We start from the raw sequence: 14,235 nt of genomic DNA on the forward strand, positions 1-14,235 counted from the left end.
CGATTACATCGAGATGTTCTACAACCGCCGTCGCAAGCACGGCTACAATGACATGCTCTCGCCGGTGGAGTACGAGAAAAGATATTTTATGAAGCTCGAGAGTGTCTAGAGAACCCGGGGCGATTCACTCTTAAGTTGGAAGCAGAGTTAATTTCTGCATTCGGAATACGAAAGTACGGGGGCATGCTTACAAATAAAGTCCGACCTAACCCGAATAACATCAGCCGTAGAATAAAAGTAAATGTGCCAGAAGGATGTTATGAAAAGGCGCAGATGGGTCTAGAACTCGTTAAATCTGCTGTCATGGAGCTGGCAAAAGCCAATCCAGACGGCATAAAAAATTCCGATACAGCGAAATATTTGGGTCTGCAATCTGATTATGGTGGTGGGTCAAAGGATTACTTGAGCTACAGTATCCTCGGAATTTTAATGAAGGAAGGCAAAATTAAACGTAATGAGAAGAAAAAGCATGTGGCAGTATCAGAGTGAGCGCATAACAATGCACTTGAGCGGGGCGCCGCATAAAACGCGGCGCCCCTCAGCTTAATTGTTATCGGCCAGAGGTGAGTGCGGTGTAAGATGGCAATACGGGCAAATTTGGAGAGATCGATATGGCGAGAAAAGTTGAGGAGATAGAACGTGAAATACGCGCACTGAGTGATGACGAGCGAAATCATTTGCTAAGGGACTTGGTGGCGGATCTTGATGGGAATCCTGACCCCGAGGTAGAAAGAGCTTGGCTGGAAGAGGCTCGGCGCAGGCTTCGAGAGCTTCAGCAGGGAGATGTTGAAGCGCTGTCCGCTGAAGAAGTATTTAGAAGCGCGAGGGATCGCCTAAAAGATGGAAGTTGAGTTTCATCCCGAAGCAGCCGCTGAATTCACGGCAGCATCTGCTTACTATGAAGAGGAAGTCCCCGGCCTGGGGGGTGCATTTATCACCGAGTTAGAAAGGGTGGCGGAATTGATAAAGCAACACCCCTTCCTTGGAAGTCCAATAGACGAAATATTTCGTAGGGTGGTGTTGGTGCGTTTCCCATTTTCTGCCATCTACTGCCTTGAAGAAGAGACGTTATTGATAGTTGCTGTCGCCCACCAGCGGCGCAAGCCAGGATACTGGCGCGACAGAGTTGGCCGATAACAAACGCTTCCAGCCGACGCAAACAACGCGCGGCTGAAGCGGAACGTTAGCTGGTTGAAGCGCCGACCTGAAAACGACCGCTCTATTTCGACTCGCCATCAATAAACCCCACCCCCGCCCCAATCACCTCCGCATCGCGCAGAATCCGCCGATGCCCCAGCCCTTCGGTAATCATCAGTTCCGCGCGCGCCCAGTGGGCGGCCAGTGCCTCGGCGTCGGTGAGGGGTGCGTCGCGGTCGTCCCGGTCGTGGATGATGAGTGCCGGGCAGGCCCGGTCGCCGAGCATGCGGGCGACCTGGAGACGTTCGCGGAAGTCTTCGCCGAAGCGTTGGGCGATGCGGCGGGTCATGTCGGCCATCACGGCGGGCGGGATGGCCAACATGGCCTGGAAGCGTTCGAGCAGCAGGTCGGGGCCGGCGGGCGGGGCGACCAGGACGCAGCGTTGCAGCGCCAGCCCCTCGCCCAGCGCCTGGGCGGTGATCAGGGCGCCGAAGGAGTGGGCGATCAGGCCATGCAGGGGGCCTTCGCGGTCGGCCAGCGCACGCAGGGCGCGGGCACACTGGTAGAGGTCGGTGGCATTACCCGCTGAGCGGCCGTGGCCGGGCGCGTCGAGGCCGACCACGCGGAAGCCGCGCGCCAGTAGGGGGTCGATGAAAGCGCCGAGCTGGGTGGCGCGGCCGTTCCAGCCGTGCACCAGGGCGATGGTCGGGGCCTGTTCCGGACCCCACTGGTAGGCCGCGAGTTCCAGCCCGTCCACTTCGAGGATGCCTTCGCGGGCGCGTTCGCGAATGCGCGTCTCGCGCGGTGGTTCGGGGAAGCGGTGGGTGCGGAACCAGAGTTCGCTGGCGAGCCGGCCGAAGGGGCGGGGGGCGACCGGTCCCAGCCAGCGAAAGGCCAGCCGCAGCAGGCGCAGGCGTGCGGGCTGGCGGGGGCTGCTGCGATGTCGTTTGTTCATGTGCCTGAATTCATGTCCGAAATTCCGGGTCCTTGGCTTTTGCGCGGATGGGTTGGCCAGCGAAGCCACCACAGGTTTCCGATCATGCGAGGTGTTCTTCCTGTCCTTTCATTCTGGTGCTTCCGTGGCGCCCTTTTGTCCGGGTGAAACAGGCCGGTAAAGGGCGTGAAACCTTCGGCCGATACCCTGCTTAGGGCAAGGGATGTCCTGCAGGGCAGACAGGGTTGTCACCTCCAGGCCACAGGGGAGACACGCCATGAGCCCGAGCAAACGCCACATGACCAACGTATCACCGAACACGCCCGCCAAGAAGCATCGCGCGCGGGTTTCGCAAACCGCGCTGCGCCAGGCGCTGGCCCGCCGCCGGCTGGAAGAGCGGCGCGAGGCCGAGATGCTGCGCCAGCAGTGCTACGACGTCTTTTCCGACGAGGAGTAAGCCGTCGCGGGCGTGCCCGTCACGTATGGCGGCGTCAATCCGATGGGCACGTCGCTGCGCTCCTTTGCCCATCCTACGTTCTGCGGGTCTTTGCCACCGCCAGTCAGGTAGGATGGGCAAAGGCCCGAAGGGCCGGGCCCATCACAGCGGTGGTGTGAACCTGATGGGCACGTCGCTACAGCTTGCGGGTGTTTGCCAAGGCCAGCGGCTGCCGGCGGAGAAACCATGCCAGTGACAACGCCCGCGCGGCCATGAAGGTCATGAGCGCGGCCCACAGCCCGTGGTTGCCCCAGGGACTCAGCAGCGCCCAGGCGGGCAGGTAGATCAGGAACACGCTCACCAGCATGCCGTTGCGCAGGTCACGGCTGCGGGTGGCGCCAATGAATATCCCGTCCAGCCAGAAGGCCCACACCGACAGCAGCGGCGTGGCGATCACCCAGGGCAGGTATTCCAGCGCGGTTTCGCGCACGGCCTCGATGCCGGTGAGCAGGCGGATGAGTTCCGGGCCGAACAGGGCGTAGCCGAGCGAGAACACCAGTGCCGTGCCGGCGGACCATTGCAGGGTGGTGGCGAGGCTGCGCTGCAGGGCCTCGCGCCGTCCGGCGCCGATGGCCTTGCCGACCATGGCCTCGGCGGCATGGGCGAAGCCGTCCAGGCCATAGGCCATGAAGGTCTGGAACTGCAGCAGCACGGCGTTCGCGGCCAGGATCAGTTCGCCGAAGCGCGCGCCCTGGGCAGTGAAGAAGGCAAAGGCCGCGAGCAGGCCCACGGTGCGCAGAAACAGATCGCCGTTGACGGCGAGCAGCGCGCGGCAGGCGCGCAGGTTGCACAGCCGGGCCGGTTCCCAGTCGCCCGGCATCCGCCGCAGGCGCCGGCGCGCGAACATCACCGCCATGGTCAGGCCGACGTATTCCGCGAGCACCGAGGCCAGCGCCACGCCGTCGGCCGTCATCCCCAGGCCGTACACGAACAGCACGTCGAGCAGGGCGTTCAGACCGTTGATGGTGAGGGTAACGATCAGCGGCACGCGGCTGTCCTGCAGGCCGAGGAACCAGCCCCAGAACACATAGTTCGCCAGCGTCGCCGGCGCCGCCCAGAAGCGCACCTCGACATAGGCGCGCGCCTCGGCGTCGATGCCTGTCTCCGCGCCCATCAGCGCCAGCCCCGCCGCGGTCAGCCAGGGCTGCAACAGCAGCAGCAACGCCGCGAGCAGCGCAGCCAGGATCAGGCCGCGGCCCAGCACCTCGCGCAGCTCGCGGCCATCCTCCGCGCCGCAGGCGTGCGCCGCCAGCCCGGTGGTGCCCATGCGCAGGAAGCCGAAGGCCCAGAACAGGAAGTGGATGAGCACCGAGCCGATGGCCACGGCGCCCAGGTAGACCGGGTCCGGCAGGTGGCCGACGACGGCGGTATCCACCATGCCCAGCAGCGGCACCGAGAGGTTGGACAGGATGATGGGCCCGGCAAGCTGCCAGACGTGGCGGTGGGATCCATCCTGCGGGGCCGGTGAAGACATGGGCGCGCAGTGTGCCCGGTCGGGTGCGTTGTTACCAGTCGTTCGCGCGCGGCGGACGTGCCGCCGGCGCTGCCTGTTTCCGCCGTGGTGCAACATGCGGGCTGCGCCCGGTTTCGGGCGGCGCGGCGATTCCCGGCAGTCTGCGCAGGAAATCGCGGCCCGATCGCGGGTAATATCCGCGGTTTCGAATTCCCTGCGAAGCGGAGCTGAGGCATGGTGCAGAAACTGGTGGTGGCGATCGACGGCGTGTCCCAGCTCGAGTACGACCGTACCCGGCCGCTGGCGCCGCAGCAGCAGGCCGCGCTGGAGGCCATGGACCGCAGGATGGACGGCGGCATCCGCCTGGCCGGGCTGGAGGTGCCCGAGCCCGACCCGCTGCAGCGGGCGCGGTTCGTGGCCGAGCAACTGGTGGCGGCCATCGACACGGAACAGGAGGCGTTGGCCGCGGCCACCCTGGCCTGGCTGGCGAACCGCCTGCCGGAGTTGCGCCAGGTGGCGGTGCGGCACTCGGCCGCGGGCCGGGTCATCGACCTGGTGTTCGATCGCGATCACGTCCCGGAACAGACGGTGCAGTTTCACCGGCCCGGGGGTGATGCATGAGCCGCGAGGCGCTGGCGGTCTATCGCAACGGGGCCTGCGTGCATGCCTGCGACCGGCGCGAGGCACGGGCGCGCATGCAGTTCGCGTACGTGGCGAAGATGGACGGGATTCTGGACAAGGGCATCGAACTCGACGGCGAGTTCATCCGCCGGCCGGACGAGCAGCAGCGGCTGCGCTACATGATCGGCGAGGTGGTAGATGCGGTGCTGCGCAACGACACCCGCATGCTGGACATGCTCGGCCGCTGGCTGGTGCAGCGGGTACCGCGGCTGGATGCCATCCGCATCGAGGATGCCGGTGCCGAACTCGACGTACGCCTGTCCTTCAGCGACGAGGGATAGCCTGCCGCCGGCGCGGGCGTCGCAGGATGGGCAAAGGAGCGCAGCGACGTGCCCATCGCACGCTCACCAGCGGACGGATAGGCACGGCGCCATGGCCTCTTGCCCATCCACCCGCACCGCGGGCCTGCGCTGCGCCTACTTGCCTTCCTGCTTGCAGGTCCCGAAGCCAATCAGGGCATAGGCCGGGCAGAAGCCGACGATGGCGGTGATCAGCGGGATCAGGCCGATCCAGCCCCAGGGCGTCTTCGGACCCACGAACACCATGGCGATCAGCGCCACGCCCACGATGACCCGCAACAGGCGGTCGATACCTCCGACATTGCACTGCATGGTTCTGTCTCCTCTCGCTTGTGGATCGATATGCCGGCAGTGTGCGCCGGCTGTTCGATGGGGTCAGTGACCCGGTCACACAAGCCCGGCACCGGCCACGGCCTTCAACGCGGCGCGATCCAGCAGCTGTACCCGGCCGCGGCCGGCGGCAATCCAGCCGCGGTCGGCGAAGGCGCCGAGGTGGCGGGTCACCACTTCGCGGGCAGTGCCCAGCTCGGCGGCCAGCGCCTGGTGGGTCTGGTGCACGCAGCCGGCCTCGTCGGCGAGGCCGAGCAGGCAGCCGGCCAGGCGGCGGTCGATGTCGCCGAAGGCGATGGCCTCCATGCGTCGCAACACTTCTGCGAGCCGTTCCCCGAGACGATGAAAGACAAAGGTACGGAACCGAGCAGAGGCGCTCAGGGCGCGCTCGAACACCGGCTCGGGAATGGCGAAGGCGGTGACGTCCGTCTCGGCGAAGCCGGCGGCGGGATAACGCTCGTGGGCCAGCAGGCAGCTGGTGGTGAGCACGCAGGACTGGCCGGGACCCACGCGGTACAGCACCACCTCGCGCCCGGACTCGGTGAGGAGTTCCACCCGCACGCTGCCCTCGGCCACCAGCAGGTACCGGCTGCAGGCGGCGCCCGGCGCGAACACGGGCGTGCCGGCGGGCAACCGAACCACGGCCAGGCCGGCCGCCAGTGCTTCCAGCGCCGGGTCCTGCCGCGGGTCCAGTTCGGGAAAGGTTTGCAGCCAGCGCTCGGATGCCTTCATCATGCAGTCTCCGGACGGGGGAGGGCGTAATGACCATTGTACGCAGGAAGCGCTGGGCGGGGGTGTGGGCGCTGCCCTTCGACCAGGAAGGCAGCCTGGCGGGCAGCACGCGCTGAGGCAGGGGGAATCAGGCCGCCAGCTGGCGTGCCATGGCGTCCAGTGCCTCGGCGGATTCCAGCACCCGGGTGCAGATCTCGCGCGCGGTTTCCAGATCCAGCCCCAGGGCGTTGAGCACCAGCGGCGGGGGTTCGCTGTCGGCGCCGTCGCCGATGCCCTCGGCGCGCAGCAGGTGGTCCACCAGCAGTACCAGGTTGGCGTACATGGCGTGTTCGCCGGCGTAGGTCTCGTTGTGGTGCTCGGTGACGCTGGTGATCACCGGTTCGGGCATCTCCCAGGCGCTCATCAGCCAGCCGCCCATCTCGGTGTGTTCCACCCCCATCACCCGCTTCTCGATCAGCGGGACCGGGATCTGCGGATTCGCCGCCACCACCCGGTTGAGCAGGAAGAACTCGGAGCGGAACAGGTGCCCGGCGAGCAGGAAGCCGAAGTTGTGCAGCAGTCCGGCCAGATAGGCCATGCCGGGGTTGATCGCCAGCCGCGCGCGCAGTGCCGTGGCCAGCGCCTGTGCCAGCGCCGCACTGTAAGTGGCATGGCGCCAGAAGGCCTGCAGCCCCAGCGGGCCGTCGGCGGGGTTGCGGAAGGTGCGGCTGGCGGCCAGTCCCAGGCACATGCTGAGTGCGTTGTCGAAGCCGAGCACCCGGCCGATGGCCTGATCCAGGGTGTCGATCCGGCCCTGGTAGTTGAAAAAGGCCGAGCGGGCATAGCGGATGACCTGGGCGGTGAGGCTGGGATCGACGGCGACGATGTCGGCCAGGTCGTGAATGGTGGCATGGGGATCGTTGCGTACCCGCAGCAGGCGCCGCGCCATCTCGGGCATGGCGGGCAGGCGCTCGATGGCCTCGATCTCGTGGCGGATGTCGCTGGCGGGGCGCAGGGCGAGAATGGGGTGGCTGCGCTCGAGATTGCCGGGCAGCACGAAGTCGCGCGGGTCGCGGCTCTCCAGCACCGACAGCGGCCGGGACAGGTCCAGCCGCCGGCTGTCCTCGTGCAGCCGCTCGAAGTCCTGCCGTGACAGGCACACCAGGGCGCGGTGGTGGCCGGGCTCGAAACAGATGTCGCCCTCGCCGAAGAGCTGGTTGTCCACCACCGTGGGCAGTCCCCAGGGTTCGCCGATGGCGGGCACGGAACGGGGCTCGCAGTCGTGGAAGGTCGCCGCCACCACGGGGTGGGGCGCCGGGCGCAGGTCGCGGCCCAGGGCCTGTTTCAGGGCCTGGAAGTCCAGCAGGTGATGCGCCGGCAGCACCGCGAGCAGCAGGCCGCGATCGTCCTCCAGCAGCACGGCGCGGGCGAGGTTGTGCGGGTCCAGATTGCTGGCGCTGGCCGCCTCTTCGAGGGTGTCCGTGGGTTCGTGCAGGCGCAGCTCGTAGCGCACCTTGCGCTGGTCGAGATGTTTCTGCAGACGATTGGCGAGCTGCATGGCTGGATCCCCGGAATGGCGCCGACCTGTAACGGACGGTCCTTGTCCGGCCGCGGGCTACGCACGCGACCCCTTTTGTACCTAGACTAGTCGGTTTTCCGGCACCCGGTCGTGGACGGTGTCACAGTTCGCGGGTGCACAGGGGGTGAGACCGGCCGCAGGGAACCGGGTTCCCCGCTGCCCCGGTCCGGTAGCTAGCCTGGCCGGAATCCGGAATCGCCGATACTCGCGTTCAGGTGTGCCGGATTGCTCGCGTTGTTCGCCCCGCGGGCGTTCAGCGCGCAAGGCTGGGCGATGCACATGACTTCGGTCCGTGCCTTCCGTGCTGTCCGTGGCACTCTTCAACCGGTCTTCGTGGGCCCGGGGCCGGGTGCCGGATCCCGCAGTGCGGCAGCGGTCAGCCGAGATCCAGGTCGACCCACACCGGGCAGTGGTCCGAGGGCTTCTCCATGGCGCGGATGTCGTAGGCGATGCCGGCCTCGCGGCAGCGTCCGGCCAGCGGTTCGGTGACCAGAATCATGTCGATGCGCAGGCCGCGCTTGGGCTCGCGCTCGAAGCCGCGGCTGCGGTAGTCGAACCAGCTGAAGCAGTCGTCGGCCTCGGGATGAAGGATACGGAAGCTGTCGCTCAGGCCCCAGTCGAGCAGGGCGCGGAACCATTCGCGCTCCTCGGGCAGGAAGCTGCACTTGCCGGTGCGCAGCCAGCGTTTGGCGTTGTCGGCACCGATGCCGATGTCGGTGTCCTCGGGCGCGATGTTGAAATCGCCCATCACCACCAGCGGCTGCTCGGGCGTGAAGTTTTCCTGCAGGTAGCGCATCAGGTCGGCATAGAACTGGCGCTTGGCCGGGAACTTGACCGGGTGGTCGCGGCTCTCGCCCTGCGGGAAGTAGCCGTTGATGACGGTCAGCGACTGGCCGTCGGGCAGGGCGTAGCGGCCGGTGATGAGCCGTCGCTGCGCTTCCTCGCCGTCGAAGGGGAAACCGCACTGGACGGACTCCGGTGCCTCGCGCGACAGCAGGGCGACGCCGTAGTGGCTTTTCTGGCCGTGATAGTGGGGGACATAGCCGAGGCTGCGGATGGCCGCCTCGGGGAAGTCGGGATCGGGGACCTTCGTTTCCTGGATGCCGATGATGTCCGGCGCGTAGCGTTCGCGCAGGGCCTCGAGGTGGTGCTGGCGGGCGCGGATGCCGTTGGTGTTGAAAGAAACGAGACGCATGCGGGGCTCCTGGTCCGAAAGCCGGCATTGTACCGCAGCGGCGTTCCCCGCAGGGCCGAATGCCGGTACCCTGTGCGCATTCATCCGGAGCCTGCAATGACCGATCATCCCCGAATCATCGAACGCCTGCTGGCGCTGGCCGAGCGCCTCTATGCCGATACCGAGGGCTTTCTCGACCAGCCCGGGCAGCAGCAACTCTGGTACGACCGCGGTTACGCCAATGGCATGATCCAGGCCCTGCGCGAGGCCGGTGCCGGCGAGCGGGTGGCGGCGCGGCTGACGCCCGATGCACAGGATGTCGCGGCCGACTGGGCAGCGCTGGCCTGGGGCCAGGCCTATGCCCATGGCCATGCCATGGGTCTGCGCGAGGCGCGCGAGGTGCTGGGCCTGCCGGTCGGCGCTGCCAACGACGCCGGGGCGAACGGTGGCTGAAACGAACGCGCCCGGCTTCTGGGTGCGGACGCGCCGCTATCTGCTGACAGGCGTGTTCACCGCCATTCCACTGTGGGTGACCTGGTTGATTGTCGAGCTGCTGGTAACCCAGCTTTCGCGCTTGGGCCGGCCCTGGATCCAGGCGCTGGCCGAGCCGCTGCGCGACCAGTGGCCGAACCTGTCGCGCTGGCTGCTGGCGCCCTGGTTCGAGTCGGCGCTGGCGGTGCTGCTGGCGCTGGTCGGCTTCTACCTGCTGGGTTGGGCGGTGACCCGGGTGGTGGGGCGCAAGCTGCTGGCGCTGTTCGATGCCGTCATCAATCGCATCCCGCTGGTGCAGAAGGTCTATGGCGCCACCAAGCAGTTGCTGGGCGTGATCCAGCAGAAGCCGGAGGGTACCCACCGTGTGGTGCTGATCGACTTCCCGTCGCCGGAGATGAAGGCGGTTGGCTTCGTGATGCGGGTATTGACCGACGAGGTCACCGGCGAGCAGCTTGCCGCGGTGTACGTGCCCACTACGCCCAATCCGACATCAGGTTATCTGGAGATCGTGCCGATAGAACGGTTGGTACCCACGGACTGGAGCATGGACGAGGCGATGACCTTCATCATATCCGGCGGCGCGGTGGCGCCCGATCGTTTTTGCTACCGGCGCGAGACTGCGCCACCACCGGCCGGAGACACGTGAGGCCACGATGACCACGCCGCTGGCGCGCTACCAGGCGGATCTGGCGCGCCCCGACATCCGGCCGGATCCCGCCCAGGAACAGGCCGTCCATCATCTGGAACGGCTGTATCAGGCGCTGCTGGCGCAGCCGCCGGCGAGCCGATGGACACGTTGGCTGCGGCGCCGCCGGCCGCCCGTGCGCGGGCTCTATCTCTGGGGCGGCACGGGGCGCGGCAAGACCTGGCTGGTCGACAGCTTTCACGACTGCCTGCCCTTCGCGGAAAAGCGCCGCGTCCACTTCCATGCCTTCATGTGCGAAGTCCATGAGCGCCTGCGCGTGCTGCCGCGCACGCCCGATCCGCTCAAGGTGATCGCCCGCGGCCTGGCACGCGAGATTCGCGTGCTCTGTGTCGACGAATTCCAGGTGCAGGACATCGCCGATGCCATGCTGCTCGGCGGGCTGCTCGAGGCCCTGTTCGAACAGGGTGTGACCCTGGTTGCGACCTCCAACGTCCCCATCGACGAACTCTATCTGAACGGGCTGCAGCGCGACCGCTTCCTGTTCGCCATCGATCTGCTGAAACGCCATACCGAGTCGGTGCATCTGGCCGGCGAGACTGACTTCCGCTGCGCGCTGCTGGACGCGGCCGGGACCTATCATGTGTGCACGGGCGAGGCCGCCGAGGCGCTGATGGAGGCGCAGTTGGCGCGGCTGGCGCCGGTGGAAGCAGCGCGTGATGCCGTGCTGCGACTGGGGCAGCGGGAGGTGCCGGCGGTGGCGCTGGCCGACGACGTGGCCTGGGTGCGCTTTGCCGAGCTCTGCGAGCGGCCGTTGTGGGCCGGCGACTATCTGGAGCTGGCGCGGCTGTGTCACACCCTCCTGCTGTCGGATGTGCCCGCGCTCGACGAGGATCGCGACGACCACGCCAAGCGCTTCATGCACCTGGTCGATGCCCTCTACGACCATGGCGTGAAACTGGTGGTGGCAGCCGCGGTCCCGGTGGACAGGCTCTACCAGGGGCGCTACTTGGCATTTCCCTTCCAGCGCACGGTGAGCCGGCTGGCGGAGATGGGCAGCCACGCCTATCTGGCGCGCCCGCATCGGCTGCATGGTAGCGGACGGACACAACCAAAAACGGCCCCCTGAGGGACCGTCTTCGGGACCGGTTCCGGGGGATCAGACGCAGCCGGTGGGCTTGGGCAGTCCGCCCCACTTGCAGATCAGTTTCATCGGCCCCTTCTTGAAGATGTCGTAGAGGTCCTTGGTGCTGACGCCAACGGCCTTGGCGAACTTGCGGATCGGCGGCACCACGCCATCCTCCTCGTACATCTGGCGCGCGGCGCGGATGTAGTTCATGACCTCCTCGGTCATCTCGAAGCCGTCTGCCCTGGCCAGTTCGGTGGCCACCTCTTCGCTCCAGTCGTCACGATTGACCAGAAAGCCTTCCGGATCCAGTTCTACCTGTACAGCACTCATGTTCTCATTCCTCTAGGGATGTGGCATATCGGCCCGACCGGGCCGGATTAAAATCTTGAGTAATTCTATCAGGTATTGGCGGCGCGTCCAGCGGCAAATGCCCTGGAAACCCTGGGGTATGCGGAATTGTGCGGCGCATCCGGTTGCTGTTTCCGCCCTGTGCTAGCCTCGATCAACGACCGACAGGGAGGCCTGCCCATGAAATCCAGACGTGTTTTCCTCTGCAGTCTGCTGGCGCTGGGCGCCGCCGCGCTGGCGGTGCCGCTGCGGGCCGCCGAGCCGCAGCCACCGGATGGCGAGGTGGCGCGCGCCCAGTTCACCCGCGCGGTGGTCAACCGCGAACCCGTGGACGAGGTGCTGGAGCTGCCCAACAGTGCGCGCGAGATCTTCTTCTTCACCGACCTGCGGGGCCTCGCAGGGCGCCGGGTGGTGCACCGCTGGGAGTACCAGGGCCGGGTGATGGCCGAGGTGGGTTTCGACGTGGGCGGGCCGCGCTGGCGGGTGTTCTCGCGCAAGGCGCTGCTGCCGACCCAGACCGGGAAGTGGAGCGTGGTGGTGGTGGACGAGGAAACCGGCTGGCCGCTGCACGTGGACGTGTTCCGCTATGTGGAGGCGCCGTCCCAGCCGGAGCCGGTACCCGAGGCTGTGCCCATGCCGGCCGAACCGATGGTGCCTCCGGCAGACAGCGCGCCGCCCGCTCCGGCGGAGGCCGAGCCGGCGCCCTGAACCGCGGGCGTGCGGTGGATTCAGAACAACGCCGCGGAAGGTACGACGGCGACATCGGGCTCCGGCATCGTCGCTGGTGCGGCGGGCGGCGGCGCGGCGCGGCGGCTGCGCAGGCGGGCCTGGTAACGCTGTTCCGCGGCCCGTCGCAGACGCATTTCCTCGGCCGCCACCCGGCTGCGCCAGCTGGCCGAAGGTGCCTTGTTCGTGGCCTTGTCCTGTCCGGCGTTGCCCGGGGACGGCGGTGTCGTGGCCTTGGGCGCGGCAGGTGTTGCCGGGGTGGCCTTGCCGCCCGGCAGCAGGTGGTTCAGCGGTATGCCGGCGAGTGCGCGATCGACTAGCTGCGGCTGCAGCAGTACGAGCGTGGCCGCCGCGCCCACGCCGATGCCGAGGGCGACGATGACGGCAATGGCCAGGCTGCGCAGGGTGCTCCCGCGGCGGCGCGCGGGTGCGGCAGCGGCAGGACGCTGGCGGTCATGGCGGGTGCTGCTGCGTGACCGGCCCTGCGGGGCAGCGGCCTGCGGCGGCGGAGCCGGACGCGGCGCGTCCTCGGCCAGGCGCAGGTCCGATTCCGACGGATCGCGGCGCAGGCGCGGCCGCGGGCTGCCGGTGAGCAGGGCCACCTCGAAGTCGGTGTCGGATGCCGGTGTCTCGGTGGGCAGCGGATCGCCGGGGGCCCAGACATTGCGGCCCTCGCGGCGGGCCGTTTCCAGGCGCAGCCGCCGCAGTTCGGCCTCTACCTTCTGTTCCATGCGCCGCGCGGCCTCGATACGCTTGCGGGCGGCCTCGTTCATGAAGCGGGTGCTGGTTAGCTCGGCATCGGCCTGGTCGCGGACCTTGCGGGCCGTTTCCAGCAGGTGTTCCAGTTCGCGCACGCGATCGGCGCCAGTGGCCGCGCTGGGCGCGATTCCACTCGTCGCGTCGGGCGCGTCCTGTCCGCCCTCGATGGTGATGTGCCTGTTTCGCATGCCCTTTCCTGCCCCTGTGGATCCTTTCAAGGTGTCGTCGGCCAGTCTGGAGACGGCCGCGAGCAGTGTCCGGTCGCCCGTTCCGGTCCGTGCGTGAACCCCGTGGCAGAACCGACAAGCCGTTCGCGTTCAGTGCTGCATCCCGCGGTCCGACAGGCCGTACTTCCGGCATGAGGCTTAGCGGCCGGCGAAAACCCGGGCTTGAGGGCACCGGCCCGGCAACTGCGTGAAATGTGAGCGATTTGACGAAACGGGCCCGGCCGCGCAGAGTATGCAGCCCGATTTCGACGCGCGAGAGGGCGCATTGATGGCATCGACAGTCGACGAACTGAGCATCGAGTACGAGGAAGGCGGCATCAAGCTGGTCAAGCAGCTGGACAAGGTGGTGCTGTCCAAGGGCGCCTGGTCCACGGTGATCTTCCGCTACCAGGACTGGGACCGGCGCAAGGAAGAATACGGTCCCGAGAAATACAGCATCCGCCGTTACCAGAAGCGGAACGGCGAATACATACCGAAGTCGAAGTTCAATATATCGAGCAAGGACCAGGCCAGGGCCCTGATCGAGGCCCTGCAGGGCTGGATAGAGGACTGACCCCCGCCCCCTCGGCGGACTGGCCTGGAATATGCACGGAATCCCGCACGGGAACCCGTGCGGCATGGTCCGCGGCAGTGCAAGAGGGGGTCCTATGCGCAGTTACATCAGGCACCCGTCAGACATCCCGATCGAGTTCCGCCCCGCCCCGGGCGCGCGGATCGAGCAGGAACGGATGACAAACGTCAGTTTCGGTGGCGTGGCCTTCAGTTGCCACCACGCCGTGGAGCCGGGGCTGGTCCTGTGGATCCGAATCACCCATGTCAATCCCGTATTCGAGGCGCCCGTGCGGGTGAGCTGGTGCCGGCCGCGTGACGGCCGTTACGAGGTTGGCGTGGAGTTTCTGGCGGCGGAAGACGAATACCGCGCCCGCATGGTGGAACAGATCTGCCACATCGAGCACTACAAGCGCGAGGTGTTACGCACCGAGGGTCGGCGACTCACCGGTGATCAGGCCGCCCGGGAGTGGATAGAAAAGTACGCCGCCGGTTTTCCCGAACTGACCGGCGTGCTCGGCGAGGGTTGAGTCACGGGCCACGCCATGATCGCGAAGGCACAGCATCG

21 protein-coding genes are annotated in these 14,235 nt (G+C 67.0%); 13 read left to right on the top strand and 8 right to left on the bottom strand.

Translation table 11 applies throughout. The annotated features are described in order from the left end of the window. From MVF76_RS13070 to MVF76_RS08805, 4 genes are all read left to right on the top strand, one after another. Positions 1-109: IS3 family transposase (locus tag MVF76_RS13070; RefSeq protein WP_411293544.1), on the top strand; the 109-nt coding region annotated here is incomplete at its 5' end. Positions 110-183: 74 nt separating this feature from the next. Then, complete coding sequence (locus tag MVF76_RS08795) at positions 184-489, top strand: hypothetical protein (protein WP_297528438.1); 306 nt, start codon at positions 184-186, stop codon at positions 487-489. Between the two features lie 122 nt (positions 490-611). Next, complete coding sequence (locus MVF76_RS08800) at positions 612-851, top strand: addiction module protein (RefSeq protein ID WP_297528439.1); 240 nt, start codon at positions 612-614, stop codon at positions 849-851. Beyond that, entirely contained in the window at positions 841-1,137 is a 297-nt protein-coding gene (locus MVF76_RS08805; protein WP_297528440.1) for a type II toxin-antitoxin system RelE/ParE family toxin, read from the top strand. The genes MVF76_RS08800 and MVF76_RS08805 overlap by 11 nt, the downstream gene beginning before the upstream one ends. 82 nt (positions 1,138-1,219) lie before the next feature. On the opposite strand, the gene MVF76_RS08810 is transcribed toward MVF76_RS08805, so the two are convergent. After that, entirely contained in the window at positions 1,220-2,092 is an 873-nt protein-coding gene (locus tag MVF76_RS08810; RefSeq protein WP_297528441.1) for an alpha/beta hydrolase, read from the bottom strand. A 256-nt stretch (positions 2,093-2,348) separates the two neighbouring features. On the opposite strand from MVF76_RS08810, the gene MVF76_RS08815 reads away from it, so the two are divergent. After that, positions 2,349-2,528 carry a hypothetical protein gene (locus tag MVF76_RS08815; RefSeq protein WP_297528442.1) on the top strand — a complete coding sequence of 60 codons (180 nt, stop codon included), beginning with the start codon at positions 2,349-2,351 and terminating at the stop codon, positions 2,526-2,528. A gap of 175 nt (positions 2,529-2,703) precedes the next feature. Here MVF76_RS08815 and MVF76_RS08820 read toward each other — a convergent pair whose 3' ends face one another. Then, the gene (locus MVF76_RS08820; RefSeq protein WP_297528443.1) at positions 2,704-4,041 is read right to left on the bottom strand and encodes an MATE family efflux transporter; all 1,338 of its coding nucleotides are present in this window, start codon (positions 4,039-4,041) and stop codon (positions 2,704-2,706) included. 213 nt (positions 4,042-4,254) lie between these two features. On the opposite strand from MVF76_RS08820, the gene MVF76_RS08825 reads away from it, so the two are divergent. Both MVF76_RS08825 and MVF76_RS08830 read left to right on the top strand, forming a co-directional pair. After that, the gene (locus MVF76_RS08825) at positions 4,255-4,641 is read left to right on the top strand and encodes a hypothetical protein (RefSeq protein WP_297528444.1); all 387 of its coding nucleotides are present in this window, start codon (positions 4,255-4,257) and stop codon (positions 4,639-4,641) included. Then, positions 4,638-4,982, top strand: coding sequence for a hypothetical protein (locus tag MVF76_RS08830; protein ID WP_297528445.1), 345 nt, complete (start codon positions 4,638-4,640; stop codon positions 4,980-4,982). Before MVF76_RS08825 ends, MVF76_RS08830 begins: the two co-directional genes overlap by 4 nt. A 135-nt stretch (positions 4,983-5,117) precedes the next feature. Here MVF76_RS08830 and MVF76_RS08835 read toward each other — a convergent pair whose 3' ends face one another. The 4 genes from MVF76_RS08835 to xthA all read right to left on the bottom strand — a co-directional run bounded on the left by MVF76_RS08835 (position 5,118) and on the right by xthA (position 8,815). Beyond that, entirely contained in the window at positions 5,118-5,312 is a 195-nt protein-coding gene (locus tag MVF76_RS08835) for a YgaP family membrane protein (RefSeq protein WP_297528446.1), read from the bottom strand. 75 nt (positions 5,313-5,387) lie between these two features. Continuing rightward, on the bottom strand, positions 5,388-6,065 hold the full coding sequence (locus MVF76_RS08840) for a Crp/Fnr family transcriptional regulator (protein ID WP_297528447.1): 678 nt from the start codon (positions 6,063-6,065) through the stop codon (positions 5,388-5,390). A 124-nt stretch (positions 6,066-6,189) separates the two neighbouring features. Then, positions 6,190-7,599, bottom strand: a complete 1,410-nt coding sequence (locus MVF76_RS08845) for an HDOD domain-containing protein (RefSeq protein WP_297528448.1) — start codon at positions 7,597-7,599, stop codon at positions 6,190-6,192. Positions 7,600-7,996: 397 nt separating this feature from the next. Next, a complete protein-coding gene (gene xthA, locus MVF76_RS08850; protein WP_297528449.1) occupies positions 7,997-8,815 on the bottom strand; it encodes an exodeoxyribonuclease III in 819 nt (272 codons plus the stop codon). A 96-nt stretch (positions 8,816-8,911) separates the two neighbouring features. Between xthA and MVF76_RS08855 the strand changes: the two genes are divergently transcribed. Genes MVF76_RS08855 through zapE form a run of 3 tightly spaced genes read left to right on the top strand, consistent with a single transcriptional unit; the run spans position 8,912 to position 11,058 of the window. Beyond that, positions 8,912-9,247 carry a hypothetical protein gene (locus MVF76_RS08855; protein ID WP_297528450.1) on the top strand — a complete coding sequence of 112 codons (336 nt, stop codon included), beginning with the start codon at positions 8,912-8,914 and terminating at the stop codon, positions 9,245-9,247. Continuing rightward, a complete protein-coding gene (locus MVF76_RS08860) occupies positions 9,240-9,932 on the top strand; it encodes a DUF502 domain-containing protein (RefSeq protein WP_297528451.1) in 693 nt (230 codons plus the stop codon). Before MVF76_RS08855 ends, MVF76_RS08860 begins: the two co-directional genes overlap by 8 nt. A gap of 7 nt (positions 9,933-9,939) precedes the next feature. Then, positions 9,940-11,058: a cell division protein ZapE gene (zapE, locus tag MVF76_RS08865; protein WP_297528452.1), complete on the top strand. Its 1,119-nt coding sequence runs from the start codon at positions 9,940-9,942 to the stop codon at positions 11,056-11,058. A gap of 30 nt (positions 11,059-11,088) precedes the next feature. Here the strand turns inward: zapE and MVF76_RS08870 are convergent, their stop codons facing one another. After that, complete coding sequence (locus tag MVF76_RS08870) at positions 11,089-11,388, bottom strand: TusE/DsrC/DsvC family sulfur relay protein (protein WP_297528453.1); 300 nt, start codon at positions 11,386-11,388, stop codon at positions 11,089-11,091. A 198-nt stretch (positions 11,389-11,586) separates the two neighbouring features. Between MVF76_RS08870 and MVF76_RS08875 the strand changes: the two genes are divergently transcribed. Further along, entirely contained in the window at positions 11,587-12,114 is a 528-nt protein-coding gene (locus MVF76_RS08875; RefSeq protein WP_297528454.1) for a DUF2914 domain-containing protein, read from the top strand. A 20-nt stretch (positions 12,115-12,134) separates the two neighbouring features. Here MVF76_RS08875 and MVF76_RS08880 read toward each other — a convergent pair whose 3' ends face one another. Next, on the bottom strand, positions 12,135-13,079 hold the full coding sequence (locus MVF76_RS08880) for a hypothetical protein (RefSeq protein ID WP_297528455.1): 945 nt from the start codon (positions 13,077-13,079) through the stop codon (positions 12,135-12,137). A 307-nt stretch (positions 13,080-13,386) separates the two neighbouring features. Here MVF76_RS08880 and MVF76_RS08885 point away from each other — a divergent pair, with 307 nt between their 5' ends. Both MVF76_RS08885 and MVF76_RS08890 read left to right on the top strand, forming a co-directional pair. Further along, entirely contained in the window at positions 13,387-13,671 is a 285-nt protein-coding gene (locus tag MVF76_RS08885) for a hypothetical protein (RefSeq protein WP_297528456.1), read from the top strand. Positions 13,672-13,765: 94 nt separating this feature from the next. Then, positions 13,766-14,197: a PilZ domain-containing protein gene (locus tag MVF76_RS08890; protein ID WP_297528457.1), complete on the top strand. Its 432-nt coding sequence runs from the start codon at positions 13,766-13,768 to the stop codon at positions 14,195-14,197. Positions 14,198-14,235: the final 38 nt, after the last annotated feature.

The organism is Thiohalobacter sp., from assembly GCF_027000115.1.
In the GTDB taxonomy this organism is placed as follows: domain Bacteria; phylum Pseudomonadota; class Gammaproteobacteria; order Thiohalobacterales; family Thiohalobacteraceae; genus JALTON01.

Bases quoted from the DNA above. Each gene is read 5' to 3' on its own strand.
- MVF76_RS08875 (WP_297528454.1), top strand. From the start codon at position 11,587: ATGAAATCCAGACGTGTTTTCCTCTGCAGTCTGCTGGCGCTGGGCGCC.
- MVF76_RS08810 (WP_297528441.1), bottom strand. From the start codon at position 2,092: ATGAACAAACGACATCGCAGCAGCCCCCGCCAGCCCGCACGCCTGCGC.
- MVF76_RS08795 (WP_297528438.1), top strand. From the start codon at position 184: ATGCTTACAAATAAAGTCCGACCTAACCCGAATAACATCAGCCGTAGA.
- MVF76_RS08815 (WP_297528442.1), top strand. From the start codon at position 2,349: ATGAGCCCGAGCAAACGCCACATGACCAACGTATCACCGAACACGCCC.
- MVF76_RS08800 (WP_297528439.1), top strand. From the start codon at position 612: ATGGCGAGAAAAGTTGAGGAGATAGAACGTGAAATACGCGCACTGAGT.
- MVF76_RS08870 (WP_297528453.1), bottom strand. From the start codon at position 11,388: ATGAGTGCTGTACAGGTAGAACTGGATCCGGAAGGCTTTCTGGTCAAT.
- MVF76_RS08845 (WP_297528448.1), bottom strand. From the start codon at position 7,599: ATGCAGCTCGCCAATCGTCTGCAGAAACATCTCGACCAGCGCAAGGTG.
- MVF76_RS08820 (WP_297528443.1), bottom strand. From the start codon at position 4,041: ATGTCTTCACCGGCCCCGCAGGATGGATCCCACCGCCACGTCTGGCAG.
- MVF76_RS08885 (WP_297528456.1), top strand. From the start codon at position 13,387: ATGGCATCGACAGTCGACGAACTGAGCATCGAGTACGAGGAAGGCGGC.
- MVF76_RS08830 (WP_297528445.1), top strand. From the start codon at position 4,638: ATGAGCCGCGAGGCGCTGGCGGTCTATCGCAACGGGGCCTGCGTGCAT.
- MVF76_RS08840 (WP_297528447.1), bottom strand. From the start codon at position 6,065: ATGATGAAGGCATCCGAGCGCTGGCTGCAAACCTTTCCCGAACTGGAC.
- MVF76_RS08825 (WP_297528444.1), top strand. From the start codon at position 4,255: ATGGTGCAGAAACTGGTGGTGGCGATCGACGGCGTGTCCCAGCTCGAG.
- zapE (WP_297528452.1), top strand. From the start codon at position 9,940: ATGACCACGCCGCTGGCGCGCTACCAGGCGGATCTGGCGCGCCCCGAC.
- MVF76_RS08805 (WP_297528440.1), top strand. From the start codon at position 841: ATGGAAGTTGAGTTTCATCCCGAAGCAGCCGCTGAATTCACGGCAGCA.
- MVF76_RS08835 (WP_297528446.1), bottom strand. From the start codon at position 5,312: ATGCAGTGCAATGTCGGAGGTATCGACCGCCTGTTGCGGGTCATCGTG.
- xthA (WP_297528449.1), bottom strand. From the start codon at position 8,815: ATGCGTCTCGTTTCTTTCAACACCAACGGCATCCGCGCCCGCCAGCAC.
- MVF76_RS08890 (WP_297528457.1), top strand. From the start codon at position 13,766: ATGCGCAGTTACATCAGGCACCCGTCAGACATCCCGATCGAGTTCCGC.
- MVF76_RS08855 (WP_297528450.1), top strand. From the start codon at position 8,912: ATGACCGATCATCCCCGAATCATCGAACGCCTGCTGGCGCTGGCCGAG.
- MVF76_RS08880 (WP_297528455.1), bottom strand. From the start codon at position 13,079: ATGCGAAACAGGCACATCACCATCGAGGGCGGACAGGACGCGCCCGAC.